The organism is Rhizobium sp. P2_G9, from assembly GCF_056403475.1.
The window spans coordinates 100,374-119,585 of record NZ_JBFUFK010000028.1 but is presented as its reverse complement, the minus strand read 5'-3'; the positions used below and the strand labels follow the sequence as shown (position 1 = coordinate 119,585).

Annotated in this window: 21 protein-coding genes and 3 tRNA genes; 8 read left to right on the top strand and 16 right to left on the bottom strand. The window is 61.0% G+C overall.

The window, feature by feature from the left end:
* From AC1DYF_RS22815 to AC1DYF_RS22800, 4 genes are all read right to left on the bottom strand, one after another.
* Nucleotides 1-284: GTP-binding protein (locus tag AC1DYF_RS22815; RefSeq protein WP_477879056.1), on the bottom strand; the 284-nt coding region annotated here is incomplete at its 3' end.
* Between the two features lie 159 nt (nt 285-443).
* Nucleotides 444-1,097, bottom strand: a complete 654-nt coding sequence (locus tag AC1DYF_RS22810; protein WP_477879055.1) for a metallophosphoesterase family protein — start codon at nt 1,095-1,097, stop codon at nt 444-446.
* Nucleotides 1,098-1,164: 67 nt separating this feature from the next.
* Nucleotides 1,165-1,238: transfer RNA gene (locus AC1DYF_RS22805), tRNA-Gly, on the bottom strand.
* 39 nt (nt 1,239-1,277) lie between these two features.
* Nucleotides 1,278-1,362, bottom strand: a tRNA-Tyr gene (locus tag AC1DYF_RS22800).
* Between the two features lie 175 nt (nt 1,363-1,537).
* On the opposite strand from AC1DYF_RS22800, the gene AC1DYF_RS22795 reads away from it, so the two are divergent.
* A complete protein-coding gene (locus AC1DYF_RS22795) occupies nt 1,538-2,407 on the top strand; it encodes a TrmH family RNA methyltransferase (protein WP_477879054.1) in 870 nt (289 codons plus the stop codon).
* Nucleotides 2,408-2,464: 57 nt separating this feature from the next.
* Here AC1DYF_RS22795 and AC1DYF_RS22790 read toward each other — a convergent pair whose 3' ends face one another.
* Nucleotides 2,465-3,481: a hypothetical protein gene (locus AC1DYF_RS22790; protein ID WP_477879053.1), complete on the bottom strand. Its 1,017-nt coding sequence runs from the start codon at nt 3,479-3,481 to the stop codon at nt 2,465-2,467.
* Nucleotides 3,482-3,638: 157 nt separating this feature from the next.
* Between AC1DYF_RS22790 and AC1DYF_RS22785 the strand changes: the two genes are divergently transcribed.
* Nucleotides 3,639-4,568, top strand: a complete 930-nt coding sequence (locus AC1DYF_RS22785) for an alpha/beta hydrolase (RefSeq protein ID WP_477879052.1) — start codon at nt 3,639-3,641, stop codon at nt 4,566-4,568.
* A 466-nt stretch (nt 4,569-5,034) separates the two neighbouring features.
* Nucleotides 5,035-5,319 carry a hypothetical protein gene (locus AC1DYF_RS22780; RefSeq protein WP_477879051.1) on the top strand — a complete coding sequence of 95 codons (285 nt, stop codon included), beginning with the start codon at nt 5,035-5,037 and terminating at the stop codon, nt 5,317-5,319.
* 699 nt (nt 5,320-6,018) lie between these two features.
* Here the strand turns inward: AC1DYF_RS22780 and AC1DYF_RS22775 are convergent.
* Nucleotides 6,019-6,252, bottom strand: a complete 234-nt coding sequence (locus AC1DYF_RS22775; RefSeq protein ID WP_477879050.1) for a hypothetical protein — start codon at nt 6,250-6,252, stop codon at nt 6,019-6,021.
* A gap of 80 nt (nt 6,253-6,332) precedes the next feature.
* On the opposite strand from AC1DYF_RS22775, the gene AC1DYF_RS22770 reads away from it, so the two are divergent.
* A complete protein-coding gene (locus AC1DYF_RS22770; RefSeq protein ID WP_477879049.1) occupies nt 6,333-6,668 on the top strand; it encodes a hypothetical protein in 336 nt (111 codons plus the stop codon).
* Nucleotides 6,669-6,730: 62 nt separating this feature from the next.
* Here the strand turns inward: AC1DYF_RS22770 and AC1DYF_RS22765 are convergent, their stop codons facing one another.
* Both AC1DYF_RS22765 and AC1DYF_RS22760 read right to left on the bottom strand, forming a co-directional pair.
* Entirely contained in the window at nt 6,731-7,156 is a 426-nt protein-coding gene (locus tag AC1DYF_RS22765) for a hypothetical protein (protein WP_477879048.1), read from the bottom strand.
* Nucleotides 7,157-7,581: 425 nt separating this feature from the next.
* Nucleotides 7,582-7,657, bottom strand: a tRNA-Thr gene (locus AC1DYF_RS22760).
* Between the two features lie 216 nt (nt 7,658-7,873).
* Between AC1DYF_RS22760 and AC1DYF_RS22755 the strand changes: the two genes are divergently transcribed.
* A complete protein-coding gene (locus AC1DYF_RS22755; RefSeq protein ID WP_477879047.1) occupies nt 7,874-9,073 on the top strand; it encodes an alpha/beta fold hydrolase in 1,200 nt (399 codons plus the stop codon).
* 4 nt (nt 9,074-9,077) lie between these two features.
* Here AC1DYF_RS22755 and cobM read toward each other — a convergent pair whose 3' ends face one another.
* Complete coding sequence (cobM, locus tag AC1DYF_RS22750; protein ID WP_477879046.1) at nt 9,078-9,842, bottom strand: precorrin-4 C(11)-methyltransferase; 765 nt, start codon at nt 9,840-9,842, stop codon at nt 9,078-9,080.
* A 9-nt stretch (nt 9,843-9,851) separates the two neighbouring features.
* Nucleotides 9,852-11,093 carry a precorrin-6y C5,15-methyltransferase (decarboxylating) subunit CbiE gene (cbiE, locus tag AC1DYF_RS22745; RefSeq protein ID WP_477879045.1) on the bottom strand — a complete coding sequence of 414 codons (1,242 nt, stop codon included), beginning with the start codon at nt 11,091-11,093 and terminating at the stop codon, nt 9,852-9,854.
* Here cbiE and AC1DYF_RS22740 point away from each other — a divergent pair.
* On the top strand, nt 11,092-11,862 hold the full coding sequence (locus tag AC1DYF_RS22740; RefSeq protein ID WP_477879044.1) for a cobalt-precorrin-6A reductase: 771 nt from the start codon (nt 11,092-11,094) through the stop codon (nt 11,860-11,862). The genes cbiE and AC1DYF_RS22740 overlap by 2 nt on opposite strands.
* Here the strand turns inward: AC1DYF_RS22740 and AC1DYF_RS22735 are convergent.
* From AC1DYF_RS22735 to cobF, 5 genes are all read right to left on the bottom strand, one after another.
* Nucleotides 11,826-12,590: a precorrin-3B C(17)-methyltransferase gene (locus AC1DYF_RS22735; RefSeq protein WP_477879043.1), complete on the bottom strand. Its 765-nt coding sequence runs from the start codon at nt 12,588-12,590 to the stop codon at nt 11,826-11,828. The two genes, AC1DYF_RS22740 and AC1DYF_RS22735, sit on opposite strands and share 37 nt — an antisense overlap.
* On the bottom strand, nt 12,587-13,324 hold the full coding sequence (locus tag AC1DYF_RS22730) for a precorrin-2 C(20)-methyltransferase (RefSeq protein ID WP_477879042.1): 738 nt from the start codon (nt 13,322-13,324) through the stop codon (nt 12,587-12,589). Before AC1DYF_RS22730 ends, AC1DYF_RS22735 begins: the two co-directional genes overlap by 4 nt.
* Entirely contained in the window at nt 13,321-13,953 is a 633-nt protein-coding gene (locus AC1DYF_RS22725; protein WP_477879041.1) for a precorrin-8X methylmutase, read from the bottom strand. The genes AC1DYF_RS22730 and AC1DYF_RS22725 overlap by 4 nt, the downstream gene beginning before the upstream one ends.
* A complete protein-coding gene (locus tag AC1DYF_RS22720; protein WP_477879040.1) occupies nt 13,950-15,524 on the bottom strand; it encodes a hypothetical protein in 1,575 nt (524 codons plus the stop codon). The genes AC1DYF_RS22725 and AC1DYF_RS22720 overlap by 4 nt, the downstream gene beginning before the upstream one ends.
* A gap of 156 nt (nt 15,525-15,680) precedes the next feature.
* Nucleotides 15,681-16,451: a precorrin-6A synthase (deacetylating) gene (gene cobF, locus AC1DYF_RS22715; protein WP_477879039.1), complete on the bottom strand. Its 771-nt coding sequence runs from the start codon at nt 16,449-16,451 to the stop codon at nt 15,681-15,683.
* A gap of 279 nt (nt 16,452-16,730) precedes the next feature.
* Between cobF and AC1DYF_RS22710 the strand changes: the two genes are divergently transcribed.
* Both AC1DYF_RS22710 and AC1DYF_RS22705 read left to right on the top strand, forming a co-directional pair.
* A complete protein-coding gene (locus AC1DYF_RS22710; protein WP_477879038.1) occupies nt 16,731-17,510 on the top strand; it encodes an NAD kinase in 780 nt (259 codons plus the stop codon).
* A 144-nt stretch (nt 17,511-17,654) separates the two neighbouring features.
* Nucleotides 17,655-18,296 carry a GntR family transcriptional regulator gene (locus AC1DYF_RS22705; protein WP_477879037.1) on the top strand — a complete coding sequence of 214 codons (642 nt, stop codon included), beginning with the start codon at nt 17,655-17,657 and terminating at the stop codon, nt 18,294-18,296.
* Nucleotides 18,297-18,305: 9 nt separating this feature from the next.
* On the opposite strand, the gene AC1DYF_RS22700 is transcribed toward AC1DYF_RS22705, so the two are convergent.
* Nucleotides 18,306-19,124, bottom strand: coding sequence for a ferredoxin--NADP reductase (locus tag AC1DYF_RS22700; protein WP_477879036.1), 819 nt, complete (start codon nt 19,122-19,124; stop codon nt 18,306-18,308).
* Nucleotides 19,125-19,212: the final 88 nt, after the last annotated feature.

Here is a 19,212-nt window from a genome sequence, read left to right as displayed (position 1 = left end):
TCCATCTGCGCAGCACCGGTGATCATGTTCTTCACATAGTCGGCGTGGCCGGGGCAGTCGACGTGAGCATAGTGGCGGGCAGCCGTCTCGTATTCGACGTGAGCGGTCGAGATCGTGATACCACGGGCCTTCTCTTCCGGCGCAGCGTCGATCTGGTCATACGCCTTGTATTCGCCGAAATACTTGGTGATCGCGGCGGTCAGCGACGTCTTGCCATGGTCAACGTGACCAATCGTGCCAATGTTCACGTGCGGCTTGTTCCGCTCGAATTTTCCTTTTGCCATTTGGTTGCTTCCCTATCATCGAAAGACGGCCGCCGGCGCCTTCGGGGGCCGGATTGCGCAGCCGTTTAAAGACTTCGCTTGGAATGCGCAAGCGAAATTGTTGAAAGTGCCGGGGGTTCCCGGTGCTGGCGCGAAAGGTGGTAAATCCGGCGGCGCGTTTCAAGGCGTGCGGTTGACGACCCGGATGAAAGACAGTGGCGGGCCGGCAATCGCGTCATCGAAAACGGCGGCGGTCAGTGTCCCGCCAAAGACGCAAGCGCTGTCGATATTGGTGCGGTTGCCATCGGTGTGCGGGTTTTCGTCCGACGGCGTATGGCCGTGGACGAGGTGCTTGCCCCAGTAGCGGCCGGTCTCGCCTGGCGCCGGACGGCGCCAGAGCAGTATCTGTTCCGAGTGCTGGGCGAGCGGCACGGTGTCGTCGACGCCCGCGTGGACATAGATGCGGTGCTCGTCCTGATGATAAAGCGGCAGCGCATTTGCCCAATCCAGCACGTCGTCCGGAACGCGGTCGCCAAAGGAGAGAAGCGTCTCCTCGCCGCCATTGACGAGCCACATGGTGGGATTGCCGACCACCCGGCAGGCGGACACCATCATCTCCTCATGGTTTCCCTTGAGCATGATCCAGCGCCAGCCCGGCCGCCTTGGCCCCGCCATCAGCCGCTCGATGACACCCCGGCTATCAGGGCCGCGATCGATATAGTCGCCGACGAAAACGATCGTTCCTTCAGGCTGCGCAAACTCGATCGCCTCGATCAGCTCGTTCATCTGAACGGCACAGCCGTGGATATCGCCAACCGCAAATGTGTAGCTCATTGCAACCCTCCGAAGGGAGCGCGGACCATAATCGGAAACATTGTCCAGGAAGTGACAAGCGGAGGACTGGAGCGGGTAACGGGAATCGAACCCGTGTATTTAGCTTGGAAGGCTACTGCTCTACCATTGAGCTATACCCGCGGTAGTCTCGCCGACATCAGAGGAAACGTGCGGGCAAGTTGGTGGAAGGGGTTGGATTTGAACCAACGTAGGCTGAGCCAACGGATTTACAGTCCGTCCCCTTTAACCACTCGGGCACCCTTCCAGCCGGCACGAAGGAACCGTGAGGCGCCCTCTGCAATGTCGCGGGGCCAAAGCCGCTCGACATGTCTGGCCGTATATTCTGGCCCCCTCTCTCCTGTCAACAAGCTTGCATAAAAATTTCCGTCATATTCGTCCCGAGGCGTGACGGCAGGCAGCGATCGGGCTATAGCGACAGCATGGCCAAAGATCCCAAAGAAACACACTCCGCCAAAGACACCCATTACGCCAAGCTCCGGCGCGCGCACCGCGACCAGAAGCGTGAACGCGGCGAACTGCAGCCGCCGGCGCGCGGGCGAAAGCCTGCAGCCGACTGGAAGGCGCCGACGCTGGCGCCGGACACGGTGCTGCTTTACGGCCTGCACACGGTCAAGGCGGCGCTCGCCAATCCGGAACGGAGGCTACTCGGCCTTAAGGTCAGCAAGAACGCGCTCGCGCGGCTCGAACTCGATGCGCCCGACGCGGTCGGCTGCCCGGTCGAGATCGTCGCACCTTCCGATATCGACGCGATTCTGGGACCGGATGCGATCCACCAAGGCGTCATGCTCGAAGCGCGGCCGCTGCCGGTGCGCAAGCTCGATTCGCTGAAAGATCGGCCGCTGCTGCTCGTGCTCGACCAGGTTACCGATCCGCACAATGTCGGCGCCATCCTGCGCTCCGCCGTGGCCTTCGACGCCGGCGCGGTGATCACGACCGAGCGGCATTCGCCGACCGAATCGGGCGTACTTGCCAAGTCCGCATCCGGGGCGCTGGAAATGATTCCCTATATCCAGATCACCAATCTCGCCGAGGCGCTGGAAGAATTGCATCGGCTGGGTTTCCAGACGATAGGCCTCGATTCGGAAGGACCGGCGCCGCTGGAAGAGACATTTGCCGGCGACAAGATCGCGCTGGTGTTGGGTGCTGAAGGCAAGGGACTGCGGCAGAAGACCCGCGCCACCAGCACGGCACTCGCCCGCCTCGATATGCCCGGCGCGATCAAATCGCTTAACGTCTCCAACGCCGCAGCAATTGCGCTCTATGCAGCGCGGAGCCATCTCGGAAAATAAAGAGATAAAGGGCGACCTAATGGCCGCCCTGCCCTCACTACATCGACAATGCGCCGATCAATCCGGCACGTGGCACTCCGTCTGGCCCTTCAGCGCCTTCACCGTCTTGGTCGTGCCGTCGAAATCGAGTTCCGCCTCGTAGGCGATCACGCTCGGCAGCTTCTCGATGTCCTTGGCGAATTTCGGCGTCCGCTTCTTCTCCGCGTCGTAAGCCGCCCCACAATCCGGCAGCTTGGCGTCGGCTGTGCCCAAGCCGGTTTCCTTCTTGACTTTTTCGGCGCAGGCGCCGCCGTCCAGATAAAGCGAGCAATCGGCCGAAAAGACGCGGCGATAGCTGATCTTCACGTTCGTGCCGTTGACGTCGAGCGATTCGAAATCGTTGCCCTGGTAGCTGTCGTCGAAGAGCTTCTTCATCGTCCTGGTGTCGAAGACGACGAAAGGTTCGCCGCCGTTGAAGCCATCCGAGGCCTGGAAGAAGGCAAGATTGCCTTTGACCCCAAAGAAATAGCCGGCAAGGTCATCCTTGATCGGCTTTTCATCCTTGCCGGCGGCACGTTCGCAAGCCGCATCCGGCTGTGTCACGGCCAGCGATTCCGCGCCGACCTCGCCGAGATCGACCTCCTTGATCATGAAGCCGACGAAGCGATAGCAATTGACCACCGGATTGGCGTCTGGATTGTCCTTGTCCTTCGGCAGTGGCTTGTTGTCGACGGTGAGCGGCTCGTCGAAATGCTGCGGCTGATGCTGGCCCTGTTCGTTGAAGTGACAGGGCACCGGCGTCTTCTTGCCCACGGTCCAGTTGGCGCTCGTATCGTCGCCGGTCAGCGTGAACTTACCGTTCGTGTAAAGAAAACCCTTGTCGTCGTCCTTCTGCTTGAGCGTCACCGTCGAGCCGTCGGCAAGTGTGACGGTAACGCTCGAATCGCCGAATGCAGCGCTGAGCTGGCTGCCGTCATCGCAGGAAAGCTGCATCACCTGGTCTTCGTCGGTCCCCTGCTCGTCGTCCTGCGCCAGGGCCGGCGCAGCTGAGACGCCGAGCCACAGAGCGGTTGCAAAGCCGCTCAACACCGCCATTCGTTTCATTTCTGTGCCAATCCGGAACATCGAGACCATGCCATTTCCTCCCTGAAACGTGGCTGCAACCATGCCCACAGGAAGCGGTTGCGAAGGGCGCCGATCGAGAATTCTAATCAAGTTTCCAAAGCCATATCTGAAACCGGAAGGGTTGAACATGGGTTTCCCGCTGCCGAGTCTGAGATCCGCCGCAAGCCTGCCGGCCGCGGCATTGCTCGCACTTTTTGCCTGCGCGCCTGCCGGTCAGGCGACGTCCGTCGACCCTCTGTTCGATTTCCAGTCGGCGCCGCTGACAGACAGTTTCCGCCAGGATTATTCGGGTGTCGGCGACGCCACGGTGAATGTCGATGTCCCTTATGGCCTGGATGATGCACAAAAATATGACGTCTACCTGCCGGATTCGCCGAGCAATGCGCCGATCATCGCCATGATTCACGGCGGTGCCTGGTCGGGCGGCGACAAGGAGGATGCAGGCGTCGCCTTGGACAAAGCCGGCTACTGGGTTGCCAAGGGCTATGTCTTCGTCTCGATCAACTATCGCCTGCTGCCGAAGAAGGATCCGCTGATCCAGGCTGCCGATGTGGCGCTGGCGATCGCCAATATCCAGAAGAATGCGACCAATTGGGGTGCCGACAAGAACAAGCTGATCTTGATGGGCAGCGGCGCCGGCGGCCATCTGGCTGCATTGCTGTCGTCCAATCCGTCGCTCGCATCCGACCAGGGCGCCTCGATCTGGTCCGGCGCGGTCATTCTCGAAACGCCGGCGCTCAACATCCCGGCGATCATGTCCAGCAGTCACGATACAGTCTATGACACCGCCTTCGGCACCAATTCCGATTTCTGGGAAGACGCTTCGCCCACCAATCTGCTCGACCAATCCGGCTTGCCGATGCTGGTGGTCTGCTCGTCGGAGAGCAGGCAGGACACCTGCGCCAAGGCCAATGCCTTTTCCCAGGCGGCCAATAATCTCGGCGTCAAGGTGACCGTGTCGACGCAGGGGCTGTCGCCGAGAGCCATCAACAGCCAACTCGGCGTGTCGAGCAGCTATACCAGCAACGTCAACGATTTTATCCAATCGGTTCTCTGAGAATCGACTCAGCAATTCGATTCCCACAAGCCAAAACGCAAAGCGGCCGGATGCAACTCTGCATCCGGCCGTCGCGCCCCGTATTCTCACGCGCAGTTGTCCCGCCTGACACCGCACGCAACACGTCGACCAAACCGCTGCTTGGGAGGAGTATGGCTTCCGTCCCCGCCGCTGAGGAAGCCAGAACATTGGCCCGGTCAACTTGAATTTCGGTGTAGATGATTCGTGCCGATTGCGATTTGAGGAATATCAAAAACTACCGATCACATTCGGCCACAGATTGTAACGACAGCCTGCCTCCGAAAGCCCGCAGATTCTTTCGATCGCAGATGGATCCATTTGCGGCATCAATGCGTTTCCCCTAGTGGCTGCGAAATTCGCTTTCGCCGGTCTTGAAACTTCTGTGCCTCGGGCTGCGAGCCGACGTGGGGGAATGCGAGCGGCCTTCAACAACGGAGGATCCGTCATGAATAGAATTCGTACGGTCAGCGGGACAGGCCCGGTCTATGTCGACGACAATTCGATCGGCCATTGCGCATTCGAAATCAACGTCTACAAGAACGGCAACGGCCAGATCAGCGGCCACGGCCACGTCATGGGCGACAGTCTGATCCTCGGCAAGATGTCGGCCGGACAACGTGTCCAGATAGCCGACGGCGAAGAGGGCCACAGATTCAGCCTCTACCCCGGCGAATGGACTCCAGGAGAACGGCGCATGGACGTCGACACCGGAGAGGATATCGTTCATTAAAGCGCATCGCGATCTCCGGGATCTGCTCGCGGCGCTTCGGCTCTTTGTTTCCGCGCATGTCTCTCGAAACCAATGACCACTTTCGGGAAACATGTGCTCGCATTGCGGACATCTCTCAGCGAGCCTTGGCGCCAAATCGCGCGTTAGGGCCGCCAGCCAGAGGTTTGGCGACGAATCGAATATCGCAAGGCCGGTTCTCGCTTCAATTTGGTAAATCCATATTCGGATTATGAAATTTTCAACGAGTTCGGTGCTATCCCATGCGTTGTGAGGGTAGAAGATGGTCGCCGGACTTACAATCGTCGTTTGCTGCGTCGGGGTGGTGCTGTACTTCATCGTTGAATGGCGGCCACGGTAGTGCACTCAGCCACCGTGGGCTGAGTGATATTCGGAAAATACATTCTCCCGGATGGATTGGGTTCATCTCCGTCTGTCGTGAAAAGCTGTTTTTTTCTGTCCGCCGAGGCGAATACGGTCACCTAAGCGATCTGATGCAGCTGATCCCAATTGCCGGTAGACATGCCGGCGACATGGACTGCGAACTTTTCAATATGGTCTTCCTCTCATCGTCGTGGCCCGCTCTTGTAGCGCGGGAATCGGGGCGCCCTGCCCAGGGAATTGCACAACGCGGTCGAAACCAGGGACGGCTATCGGAACCACGCCTCGCAAGCCTGGGTGATGCAGCTACCTTAGCGAACTTCAGCCGCCGACGTTCTCGAGTCCGCCGGGTATGCACGGGCGCCAACGCAAGACTTCGAATATTTTCGCCTCGGCCTCATCCACAAACTGGCGCTTCGTGCGCACACCGGGCCTCGCGATGTCGCCGATCCCAAATTCGCCGGCCGGTCGGAGCTTACCTTTCGCGATCACGCCGTCATCACGCTCATATTCGATCTCGATGCCGACTGGCGGCTCATCTCTTCGCCATTGCATGTCTGACTCTCCCACTTGGCAGACGCTGGCATAGTAACTCAATGAGGGTTAGGTTGAGCCGAGAAACCGGAGACGCTACCATGCCGCAACGCCTCACAGACCGAGACGAAGTCCCGGAGATTGATCGTGACAATGATCTTATCACGGCGCTCGGAAAAATTGGCCAAGATGGGGCTGTCTTTCACTCTTTGCGGTGGATCCCTGATCAGTACGAGGATTTCTACACCATCCTCGTCGACGACCGCATAGTCGTGAAATTTGAGGTTGACCGTAAACTCGGAACGATCCTACCCGAAAGCGTGGAAACCGATTCTTTCGAGCAGTATCGGCATCAAATCGGGCAGGGCAAAGACCGGATCAAGCTCGACAAAGCCGCCGCCAAAGCCAGAGCGAGACTGTCGAGGCCGTCCGCATGAAGGCGAGCGCCGCGCCCCATGAGCGAGAATCCGGCAAGATCACGAAGGCTTGCGAGGTGTGATCAGTTCAGCCGGGGTGGGCCGGGGCGAATGCTCCGCCATGTTTCAAGAACGGCAGGAAACGCTTCTTCTTCATCGAAGTAGGCTGAAATCCAGACTTCTCTCGCAGGGCCGGCGACAAAGCCATAAAAAGCCGCCTGCCGGTTGTCATCGCTCTTCTCTTCGAGCCGAAACCCGTACCGCGTGACGTTGTCATCGCGCTCGACGATCTCGTCACAGCCATCTACCGGCCTGATGTCCTGCCAGCGTTCGACAGGATCATCCTGATTGCCGCGCTCAAGCGATCTAATCCAGTAAGTGAGCCCCATGGGCGTATGCCAGAATACAATCGAATCGTCCTCGACGCGACGTGCCATCGGAAAGGGGAGTGTAATCCGATAGCCGTCTGAAAGGGTCTGATCGGGATCGACAAGCGGTGGCGGCTTCATAGGAACTCTGTGATCGGGGTGGGTCGATATCCGCAATGAATTGCACCTTACGGGTGAAGTCAAGGTATGGTCACGGCTTCAAAACTTTCAATGACTTCAGCGTCAAGTTTGGCTTTCAGCCGGGTTTCATCAGCTTTGTGTTAGGCGCCTATGCGACAAAGGGCGAGGCGACGAGCATCTTGGCTGGCATCCGACGCTGTGTGTCCGATGCCTACATCAAGCAAGGCGCATATGCTGGCGAATAGGGCCTTCGGCCGCTACCCAATGGACCTTTCCATGTTGCATTCCATGTTGCACGGATTCGCCGCGCGCAGTTTGAAATGGCTGGAAATCTCGGGAAGTTCGTCGCAACGCCGATTCAACATGCAAGGGCGCCTAAGAGCGGCTAAACGAGCCTCAAACCGGTGGAAATCTCGGTGAAATAATGGTGCCCCCAGAGAGACTCGAACTCCCGACCCTCTGATTACAAATCAGATGCTCTACCAACTGAGCTATAAGGGCAGCGGCGACCGAGTTAGCACATTTCGATGTTGTGTAAAGCAAAAAAACGCATCGCTACGGCACCCGATGGGCAATGCGGCTTGAGGCCGTTGTCGGCGGCGACTTGCTCAGCGCCTTTTCCCAACGGCTGGCGTCAGAGGAATTTCAAAACGGGGACCTTGGAATCCGCGGGCAGAAACGTAATTTCAGCAATGGATGAAATTTGGAGGGTTCGCGATGCGACTGCCGAAATTTGGTCTTGTATTGTTGCTGGCCACGCTGTCCGCCTTCGGGCAGGCCTTTGCCGAAACCGGATCGGGCGAGGCGATCAAGGTGCACCCGGTCGCCACCAGCAGCAAAAAGGGAGAATCGGGGGCGACGGCCGTTCGCCAGCCGCCGGTGACACCGATCAAGCTGACCGAATATGTACCGCTCAAGGTCAAGAACAAGGGGCCGGCCGAGGCCAAGGGGGTGATCTATTTCATCAACGGGCTCGACAGCTACAATCGCACCCGCGACGACTATCTCGCGACCTACCCTTATGTCTATGGCCTCAACACCCATTCGGGCTGGGATGTGATCGCGGCGAAATTCCCCAATGCCGAGCCCTATTCGCTCAATGCCATCCCCGGCTCAGCCATGTACCTGATGCAGCGCGTCGATGAGCTGCACGCCCTGGGCTACAAGAAGGTCATCGTCGCCGGTCAGTCCTGGGGTGCCTGGATCACCGTTGTGGCTGCAAAGCAGAATGGTGCCGAGAAGCATATCGATGCGCTGCTGCTCACCGCGCCGGCAAATTACGGCACCAGCGTCTGGCAGGGCAAGCCGAACAGCTATTTCATCCTCAACAAGACCGAGTATGAAGCCAATATCAAGACAATCCGCGTGCCGACGGCAGCGATCTTCTTCAAGGACGACGGCTTCGACCCCGGCGGCCGCGGGCCAGTGACGCGCGATACATTTGCCGCCAATCATGTCGCCGCGATGGTGATCGACCAGCCTCCCGGCTTCCTCGGCCATGGCGGTGGCTGGATGCCGCAGTTCGACTATATCTATGGTGGCTGCCTCGATACGTTTCTGGAACAGCCGAGGACGATGCAATGCGACACGTCGATCCCGGCCTCAAAGACCGACAGCCGGTCGGTGGCAACCGAACAGGATGCGCTGGACGGCGGCGCACGGCTGGTCTCGCTCTCTGAGCTCAACAACAGGACCTTCATCGTCACCGGCGCCTATGGCCAGGTGACAGTCGAACAATATTCATTGTCGATGGCCACCGTGACGGCCGACGACAGCACCTTTCACGAAGAGATGCGCGATGACGGCGATAGGATCTGCTTCCTCAAGACCTGCAGCCGCATCTACCAGCTCAAGGACGGCGGCTTTGTCGGCTTCGGATCAGACGGGCATTTGACGCGCATGGTCGAAGCGGATTGATCCGTCAGAACGTGGTTCGGCCTCGGAACCGCCGCTGGTAGCCAGGGTCGTAGAGCGAGCTCTCGCGAAAATCCTCGGCCGCCAGGCCGGGGCCGACGAAGATCAGCGCGGTGCGCTCGATCGGTTCTTCGGCGACTTTTGCCTCGATGGTGGAAAGCGTGCCGCGGACAATGCGCTCGTCCGGCCAGCTTGCCTTGACGACGATGGCGACGGGGCAATCGGCGCCGTAGAGCGGCGTCAGTTCGGCGACCACCTGCGGCAGAGCGTGGATGGCGAGATGGATGGCGAGCGTCGCACCGCTCTGGCCGAAATTGGCAAGCGTCTCCTTCTCCGGCATCGGCGAGGCGCGGCCGGAGACACGCGTCAAAACCAGGCTCTGGGCGACCGAGGGAATGGTCAGCTCGCGGCGGAGTGCCGCCGCGGCGGCGGCAAAGGATGGCACGCCCGGCGTCATCGTATAGGCAATGCCATGCTTTTCGAGCCGGCGGATCTGTTCGGCGACAGCACTCCAAACGGAAAGGTCTCCGGAATGCAGGCGTGCAATATCACGACCGTCGGCGGCGGCGCGAAGATATTCCGCTTCGATCTCGTCGAGCGACATTGGTGCGGTGTCAACGATCCGGGCGCCTTCGGGGCAGTAGCCAAGCAATTCCGGCGAGACGATCGAGCCGGCATAGAGGCAGACCGGGCATTCTGAAATCAGCTTGGCACCGCGCACGGTGATCAGGTCGGCGGCGCCGGGACCGGCGCCAATGAAATGAACGGTCATTGTCGTTTCCTATTCGGGCTTTACCCAGGACCATTGCGTCACCGGCATGGCCGGTCGCCAGCCGGTCATGGTGCCGACGGGGCTGGCGCGGGCGATATCGATGCGGATGAGGCTGCCGCCGCGCGCAGCATGTTGCTTGAGCAGCACGGCTTCCATTTCGGTCGTCACGGCATTGGCGACCAGCCGGCCGCCCGACCGGAGCGCGGCTATGGCGGCCTCCATGACGCCGGCTTCACTGCCGCCGCCGCCGATGAAGATTGCGTCAGGCGTCGGCAATCCAGCCAGCGCGTCGGGCGCTGTACCGTCGATCACGACGAGGCCCGGCACGCCGAAATTGTCGGCATTGCGACGGATGCGGGCAGCGCGCTCGGCATGGCCCTCGATGGCGACGGCGCGCATGGCCGGGTGGCGGAGCATCCATTCGATGGCGATCGAACCGGAGCCGGCGCCGATATCCCAGAGCAGTTCGCCCTTGCGTGGTGCGAGCGCCGAGAGCGTCAGCGCCCGGACCTCACGCTTGGTGATCTGGCCGTCGTGTTCGAAAAGGCCATCATCTAGCCCGGGAGCCAGTGGCAGGATGCGCGCATCTGGGACGGCTTCGACCTCGATGGCACAGACATTGAGCGGGTTTACAGACGCGAGCGCGAATTCGGATGCGACGTGGCGCGCGACGCGCTCCGAAGCACCGCCCAAGGCCTCCAGCACCACGAGCAACGACGGGCCGAAACCGCTCTTCGTCAGCAGTTCGGCAAGTTGGGCCGGTCCCTTCTCGTCCGAGGTCAAAGCAAGGATGCGCGCACATGGCTGCAGGTATGGACGGATGAGATCAAGCGGTCGGCCATGCAGCGATACCGTCGTTACATCCTGCAGCGGCCAGCCCAGTCGCGAGGCCGCCAGGCTGAAGGCGGACGGTGCGGGAAGCGTCAGCATTTCCAAGGGATCGACGCTGCGCGACAGCGTGGCGCCCATGCCGAAAAAGAACGGATCGCCGGATGCCAGCACCACAACCCCTCGCCCGCTCAGCGCCTTGATGCGCGCGACCGAGCCTTCGATCGGTGAAAGCCAGCTCTCGGCTTGCCCCCTGATCAGCGATCCCGCCAGTTCCAGATGCCGTTTGCCGCCGAAGACGAATTCGGCCTCGGCAATGTGCCGCTTGGCCTCGTCGCCGAGGCCCGCTATACCGTCCTCGCCGAGGCCGATGATCGTCAGCCAGCGGTGTTTTGCATGAGAAGGGTTCGACAGATCAGGCATGGCGAGAAAGCGAATCCTCATCCTGGGTGGCACGACGGAAGCACGCGGCCTGTGTGAATTGCTGGCCGGACGGCCGGAATTGGATACGGTGGTTTCGCTTGCTGGCCGCACGGAAGCGCCGAAGCCCCTGCCCGTGCCGACCCGCATCGGCGGTTTCGGCGGCGCTGTGGGGCTGGCGGACTACATGCGAAACGAAAAGATCGACCTTATCGTCGACGCGACCCATCCGTTCGCCAACCGGATTTCGGCCAATGCGGCGCAAGCCGCCCGTACTGCCGATGTGCCGATTTTCGCGCTCTGCCGCCCCGGCTGGGTGCGGCAGGCGGATGACCGCTGGATCTCGGTCGGCTCGATCGAAGCCGCAGTCGTGGCCCTGGGCGAGACACCGCGCCGCGTCTTCCTGTCGATCGGCCGGCAGGAGGCGCATCATTTTTCGGCGGCGCCGCAGCACGATTACCTGGTGCGCAGCGTCGATCCGGTCGAGCCGGCGCTTTCGGTGCCGCAGGCTGACTATATCCTGGCGAGCGGCCCGTTCACGGTGGAGGACGAAACCGAGCTCTTCCGGCAGAACCGGATAGACACGCTGGTCACCAAGAACAGCGGCGGCTCCGCGACCTATGCCAAGATCGAGGCGGCCCGGGCGCTCGGCATTGCCGTAATTATCGTCGAGCGGCAACCAGCAGCCGGTCTCCAGACCGTGCATGATGCCAGGACTGCGCTCGAAACGATCGTTCACTTGCTGTCGCCCGAAAGGGAACGCGGCGTGTAGACAAGGCCGGGTCTTTCGCCGCGGTCGATGATGCGCGTTTCCGGCGAGCCGATGATGACACAGGTCGCCATATCCGCAAGTCCGGCATCGGCTTCGCCCAGCGGCTTGACGACGATCCGTTCGTCCGGACGGCCGGCGGCGCGGCCGAAGATCACCGGCACGGTCGACGGCAGGGTTTCACGCAGCACGTCGAAGGCTTTGCCCAATTGCCAGGGCCGCGCCTTGCTGATCGGATTATAGAGCGCGATCACCAGCCCGGCCTCTGCGGCAAGCCTCAGCCTTTTGGTGATGATCTCCCAGGGCTTCAGGTTGTCGGAGAGCGACATGGCGCAGAAATCATGGCCGAGCGGCGCGCCGGCGCGGGCCGCAACCGCGAGCATGGCCGTCACGCCCGGCGTCACCACGATATCGATGTCTCGCCATTCTGCCGGCCCCTTTTCGATCGCCTCGCAGACGGCCGCCGCCATGGCGAAGACCCCGGGATCGCCGCCGGAAACGACGGCGACGGACACGCCAGCGGCAGCGCGCGTCAGCGCGGCATTGGCACGATCCAGTTCCTCGCGATTGTCGGAGGCGACTTTTATCTGGTCACCTCGCAGTGACAGGCGATCGAGATAGGGGAAATAGCCGAAGAACTCGGTGGCTTTCTCGACCGTATGCGACGCTTCCGGCGTCATCTGCTCGGGATTGCCGGGGCCGGTGCCGATCACGTAAAGCGTGCCGGTCATGGCTTGGTCTTCCAGCCCGGCACGAGCACGATCGAGAAATACGGCGCCTCGTCATTGGACTTGCTGGCGAGCGGCGTCATCCAGGTGTTGGCCATGGTGCCGCGTTCGACATAGTGGGCATCATTGATGCGGCCGGCTTCGGCCAGCGCCCGGCGGATCTTCGGCAGGTTGCGGCCAACCTTCATGATCACCGCGGCTTCCGTGTCACGCAGGCGGCGGACGAGTTCGTGCTCGTCCATCGTGCCGGGCAGGACGGAGAGGACATCGTCGCCCTGGACGATCGGCAATTGCGCTTGCGACCAGCAGCCGGACATGGCCGTGACGCCTGGAATGACCTCGGTCGGATAGCGCTGGGAGAGCCGCACATGCAGATGCATGTAGGAGCCGTAGAAGAGCGGATCGCCTTCCGAGAGCACGGCAACGGTGCGGCCTGCTTCGATATGCGCCGCAATCGCAGCGCTCGACTCCTCGTAAAAGGCAGTGACCTGATGGACATATTCCGGCTTGGCGCGGTGGATCTCGGTCGTCACCGGATAGTAGAGCGGCAGTTCGATCGTCGTCTCCGGCACGAGGCCGTCGACAATGCCGCGGCCATTGCCACGCTTGCCTTCCTTGGCAAACCAGCCGAGCACATCGGCGCTCTGGATGGCCTTCACCGCCTTGACGGTGAGCAGGTCCGGATCGCCGGGACCGGTGCCGACGCCGATCAGTTTTCCAATCTTCGTGTCGCTCACAGGCCGGGCCTCGCAAGTGAATTGAGGGCCGCGGCCGTCATGGCGCTGCCGCCCAGCCTGCCGCGGACGATGGCATAGGGTACGCCGTAGGATTGTTCGGCAAGCGCCGCCTTGGATTCGGCGGCGCCGACGAAACCCACGGGCATGCCAAGGATCGCTGCCGGTTTCGGCGCGCCGTCACGCAGGAGTTCGAGCAGGTAGAAGAGCGCGGTTGGTGCGTTGCCGATCGCCACGACCGAGCCGGCCATCCGCTCACCCCAGAGCCGGATCGCGGCGGCGGAGCGGGTATTGCCAATCTCATTGGCAATCTCCGATGTCTTCGGGTCGCGCAGCGTGCAGATCACCTCGTTATTTGCCGGCAGGCGGGCGGCGGTGACGCCATGGACGACCATCTGTGCATCGCAGAAGATCGGGGCGCCATTTTTCAAGGCGGTGCTGGCCGACGCGACGAAATCGGGCGAAAACTCGAAATGACCCACCGCCTCGACCGATCCGGCTGCATGGATCATGCGGACCGCCACATCGGCTTCAGCCTCGTTGAAACGCGAAAGGTCGGCTTCGCTACGGATGATGGCGAAGGATTGCTCGTAGATCGCATTTCCATCGCGGATATAGTCGTATTCGATCATGTCCTGTCCAGTTGCAGAGCAGCGGCAATGGCACGCTCGCCTAGCCGATCAAGGCAGGCATGCGCCGTTTCGCCGCTCTCTTTGCTTTGCCGCACGAGCGCTTGCAAGCGCTGAAGTGCGGCATCGATGTCGTTTTCCGCAATATAGGTTGCGGGTTGACCGGAAGCCGCGCCATTTACGACAAGGCTATAGCCTTCCCGCGCACCAACAAAAGCGAGCGGGGCGGCGGCCGGATGGGCACAGCCCTTGGCACAGCCGGAGAGATGGAGGGCGATGGAGCCGTCGAGCAGGTCCGGGGCGTGGGAGAGGATTTTTGCGGCGAGCGTGTGTGTGTCGTAGAAGGCCGAGGCGCAGCCGAGTGCACCGGCGCAGAGGGCGATGGCGCGGCGCGGGTCGTGCGGGCTGGTGACGAAGCCTGACGCTACGGCATGTTGTTGGAGTTGGGATGCTTCACGTTGCGTGAGGCCTGTGAGGAAGAGGCCGTGGTTGGGGGAGAGGCGGATTTCCGCGGCGCTGTGGGCCTGTGCTGCATCCGTCAGGGCGATGAGCGTGTCTGTGGTTGCCTGGCTGTAGGGGAAGGCTAGGCCGAGGGCGAAATTGGCTTCAGGGCTTTGCTCGGAGAGTTCCGCTTCGGTGTTGTCGAGTGATACCCCCCTCTGTCCTGCCGGACATCTCCCCCTCAAGGGGGGAGATTGGCTAGCGGCGCCCTCAACAACTACGGCTGCCGAAGCAGTTGGGGCAAACTCTTGCTGGTCGAGAACACTTGTCTTGCCAATCARTTGCCTAATGGAAGTCTTCTGATCCTCAGGTGTCGCTCCTGTTTCTCCGGGACGTTTCAATGACGCGATGTCCGCGCCCCACCCGATCTCCCTCCTTGAGGGGGAGATGTCCGGCAGGACAGAGGGGGGTGAGCCACAAGCGCTTACATCTACCATAAGCGGGAAAATACCGACCAATGGGGCTTCCGTTGACTTAAGGGCAGGTCTCTCGATCTCCGAAAACCGCACGTCTTTCCCACGCGCCGCTGGCCCGATCGCCGCGATCCTATTGAGAATGTCGACAATCGTCCCAACAAGCCCATCCTGCGTGACGACACCGAACACACGTCCACCGACGAAGAGCAGAAATTCGATCTTATCCCCATCCCTGTGCAAGAACGCCTCAGCCTTCACGTCCGCCGAGACACCGCCGAGGTGAAACATCCCGCCGCCATCCAGGGTAATCGCCAGCTTCGGCGCCAGCGCCAGAGGCGGAACGTGCTCCTCGACGCTCCGGCGCAGCGCCTCGGCAACCGGCCGCATGTCGACCAACTCGTCCGAGTCCATCCCCGCAAGCGGCGGCGTTTCGACAAGTCCGGTAGAAATATCGATGCCCGAAGCCCGAACAGCCGCCTCGAACGGCGCGACGGTCTCCGCGCGAAGCCCCCTCACCTGCAAACTGCCGCGCGCGGTGATCTCAACAATACCATTGCCATATTGTGAGGCGGCCTCCGCCAGCAACCGCAATTGCTCCAGCGTTAGTCGGTTGTTGACAGGCCTGAGGCGCGCCAACAGGCCGTCGCCGGTCTGCATAGGTTTGGCCAGCGTCGGGCAGGCGCCGCGGCGCTCTGCGGGCGCCGGAATAGGGGTGGGCGGCTGTGGGGCGAGCCTGGGCATAGCTATCATTCCTGCTCGGCGATTCGTTAGACCGCTTTTCAACTCAATGCGCAAGCGAAGCCTTGCGCCGGATCAATCGTCAAAATCCTCACCCTTGCGCAGCAGGTAGATATCCATGATCCAGCCGTGCTGCTCGCGGGCGCGGGCGCGGGTGTCGAGAATTTCCTGTTTCTTCTCCGGGAGCTTGCCGGCGATGACGATCTCGTCCTCGGTGCCGAGATAGGCGCCCCAGTAAATCGAAGCCTCGGGGTCGTCTATCTCTAGAAAGGCCTGCTGGCCGTCGAGCATGACGGCAACGCTCTCACAATGCTCCGGGAAAGTGCCCTTGAGCCGGCGTCCGGTGGTGATTTCCACGGGCTTGCCGACGAGATTGAGCGGAATCTTGTGCGAGGCGCAGAGCGCCTGCAGGCTGGTAATGCCGGGAATGACGGAATAGTCGAACGGCACCCTCGCCGCAGCCTTTACCCGATCCATGATGCGGATCGTCGAATCATAGAGCATCGGATCGCCCCAGACCAGAAAGGCGCCGGTGCCGTTTTCATCCAATTCGTCGCGGAACAGGCCTGAATAGATGTCGGTGATCGCCGCGTGCCAGTCATCGACGCTTTCGCCATAGCTGCGGCCGGCTGTCTGGCGCACGGGCACGGCATAATCCACGACCCGGGTCTTCGGGCTAGAGACATAGCGGGCAATGATATCGCGGCGGACGTCGGCAAGCTCGGCCTTTTTCGAGCCCTTGGTCGGGATGAACAGCACGTCGGCGCGATTGAGCGCGTTGATCGCCTGCACGGTCATGTGCTCCGGATTGCCGGAACCGATCCCCACGATCAGGATATGCCGCATTTGATAACCTCATATTTCCTAAGCAGACTTTCGTCGGCAAGCCGAGGATTCATCCGCCTGGTCTTTTGCTTTGTCGCAGGTTCTTGTCGGAAAACCTTTGGACATTTTTCCGGAACCTGCTCAGCCCACTCTGGCATGCATGGCCACGCGGTCTTTTGCTGCAAACGTCGTCCGGCGTCAAACGCCTGTCAAAAACCAGCATCATTTTGCCGGGCGAGCTTGCAAATATCTGGAAACCAAGCTCATTTAGGCGTCCCAGAGTGCAGCAAGCGAAGATCCATGCCCCGAACCTTCAATTCCGTTGCCTTTGTTGCCTCCACCGCCGATGAAGCCCAGGCGGCGCGCGAGGAACTGATGGGGCTCTATGAGAATGTCGCGCCGGAGGATGCCGAGGTGATCGTGGCGCTCGGCGGCGACGGCTTCGTGCTGCAGACGCTGCATTCGTCGATGAACACGGGCAAGCTCGTCTATGGCATGAACCGCGGCTCGGTCGGCTTCCTGATGAATAAATATTCGAGCGCAAAGCTGCTCGACCGCATCGCCGTCGCCGTCGAGAACTCCATCAGGCCGTTGAAGATGCAGACGCTCGACGCCGACGGCAATAGCGCCATCGCCTATGCGATCAATGAAGTGTCGCTGTTCCGTCAGTCCTACCAGGCGGCCAAGCTGCGCGTCGTCATCGACGGCCATGAGCGCCTGCCGGAACTGATCTGCGACGGGCTGCTGCTGTCGACGCCGGCCGGATCGACGGCTTATAATTTTTCCGCCCATGGGCCGATCCTGCCGCTCGAGGCACCGCTTCTGGCGCTGACGCCGATCAGCGCCTTCCGGCCGCGGCGCTGGCGCGGGGCATTGTTGCCCGACAAGGTCAAAGTGGAGATTTTCGTGCTCGAACCGGTCAAGCGGCCGGTCAATGCGGTGGCCGACAATACGGAGATCAAGTCGGTGATCGAGGTGACGATCACCCAATCCTTGGGACGGGCCGCCAAGCTGCTTTCCGATCCCGACCATTCATGGTCCGACCGCATTCTTGCCGAACAGTTCTCGACTGACGTCTAAATCGAGCTGAACACTCAAACCTGTGACATTTGATAGCGTCGTCGGCGACGTCTCTATCCATTTGAAATGCCCGCTGATATATCAACTATACATCTGGCCTGTTTGCGACACGTGATCCTCTGATATATCAATTTGGTAAAAATCATGCCCGAAGCCGTGGAATCTCATAGCCGCCTCGCCTATCGCAGGCTCGAAAGCCTGATTGTGACGCTGAAGCTGGCGCCCGGCTCGCTGGTGACGGAGAAGCAGTTGATCGCACTGGCCGCACTTGGCCGCACGCCCGTGCGGGAGGCGATCCAGAAGCTCGAATGGCAGGGCCTGATAGCCGTGCGTCCACGTGCGGGGCTAATGATCACCGCGCTCGATCCGGCTGCACCAGCGATGATTATGGAGACACGCCGGCAGCTCGAACCGCTCGCGGCGCGGCTGATGGCCGGCCACATCTTGCCGGAAGCGCGCGAAAAACTGATAGACTGTGCCAAGCATATGACGGAGTGCTCGGTCACCGGCGACCAAGAAGGATTTCTGAGCGCCGATAAGATTTTCGACGAAATCCTCGAAGAGAATTGTCCCAATCCATTTATCGCACAGGCCCTGGCATCGCTGCAGACACATTCACGGCGTTATTGGTTCGCCGGCGCCACGCAGCAGACGCTGGAGCAAGCGGTCGAATTGCATGTGCGGGAGATCCGCGCCCTGCTCTCCGGCGATGCCGAGGCGGCCGAAAAAGAAATGACGGCGCTGGTCTGCGGCATGGCCGCGACAGGCGCCGTCACCGAGCGGTGATAGGGGCTTTTAGTCGACGAAGGCGCGTTCGATGACGAACTGGCCGGGCCTGCTGTTGGCACCCTCTTCCAGGCCGGCGTCGATCATCAGTTGCTTGGTTTCCTTCAGCATCGCCGCCGAGCCGCAGATCATGCCGCGGTCGGTTTCCGGATTGAGCGGCGGCACACCGAGATCGGTGAACAGCTTGCCGGAGCGGATATTGTCGGTGATGCGGCCCTGGTGCGGATAGCTCGGGTCGCGGGTCACGGTCGCATAATGCTTCAGTTTGTCGCCGACGATTTCAGACAGGAATTCGTGATTGCGGATTTCCTCGACAAGGTCGAAGCCATATTGCAGCTCCGCGACGTCGCGGCAGGTATGGCAAAGAATGACCTCGTCGAACTTTTCGTAGGTCTCCGGGTCGCGGATCAGGCTGGCGAAGGGCGCAATGCCGGTGCCGGTAGAGAACATATAGACCCGCTTGCCCGGCAGCAGCGCGTCATTGACCAATGTGCCTGTCGGCTTCTTGCGCATCAGCACAGTGTCGCCGACCTGGATGCTCTGTAGGTGGCTGGTGAGCGGGCCATCCGGAACCTTGATCGAGAAGAATTCCAGTTCCTCGTCCCAGGCGGGGCTGGCGACCGAATAGGCGCGGTAGATCGGCTTGCCCTCGACCATCAGGCCGATCATCGCGAACTCGCCCGAACGGAAACGGAAATCCGCCGGCCGGGTCATCCGGAAACGGAACAGGCGGTCGGTATAATGCTGCACAGCCGTGACCGTTTCGGCATAGACACCGGCCGGGATGGCAGCGGAGATGATTTCCTTGTTCAGAGCGGGCGCGTTCATGAAGTCCTGATTCCTCAGCATGTGCAATTTCGAACTAGGCAGATATTACATCGGCGATGGATATTGAAGGCATCGGTTTCCAATGCCG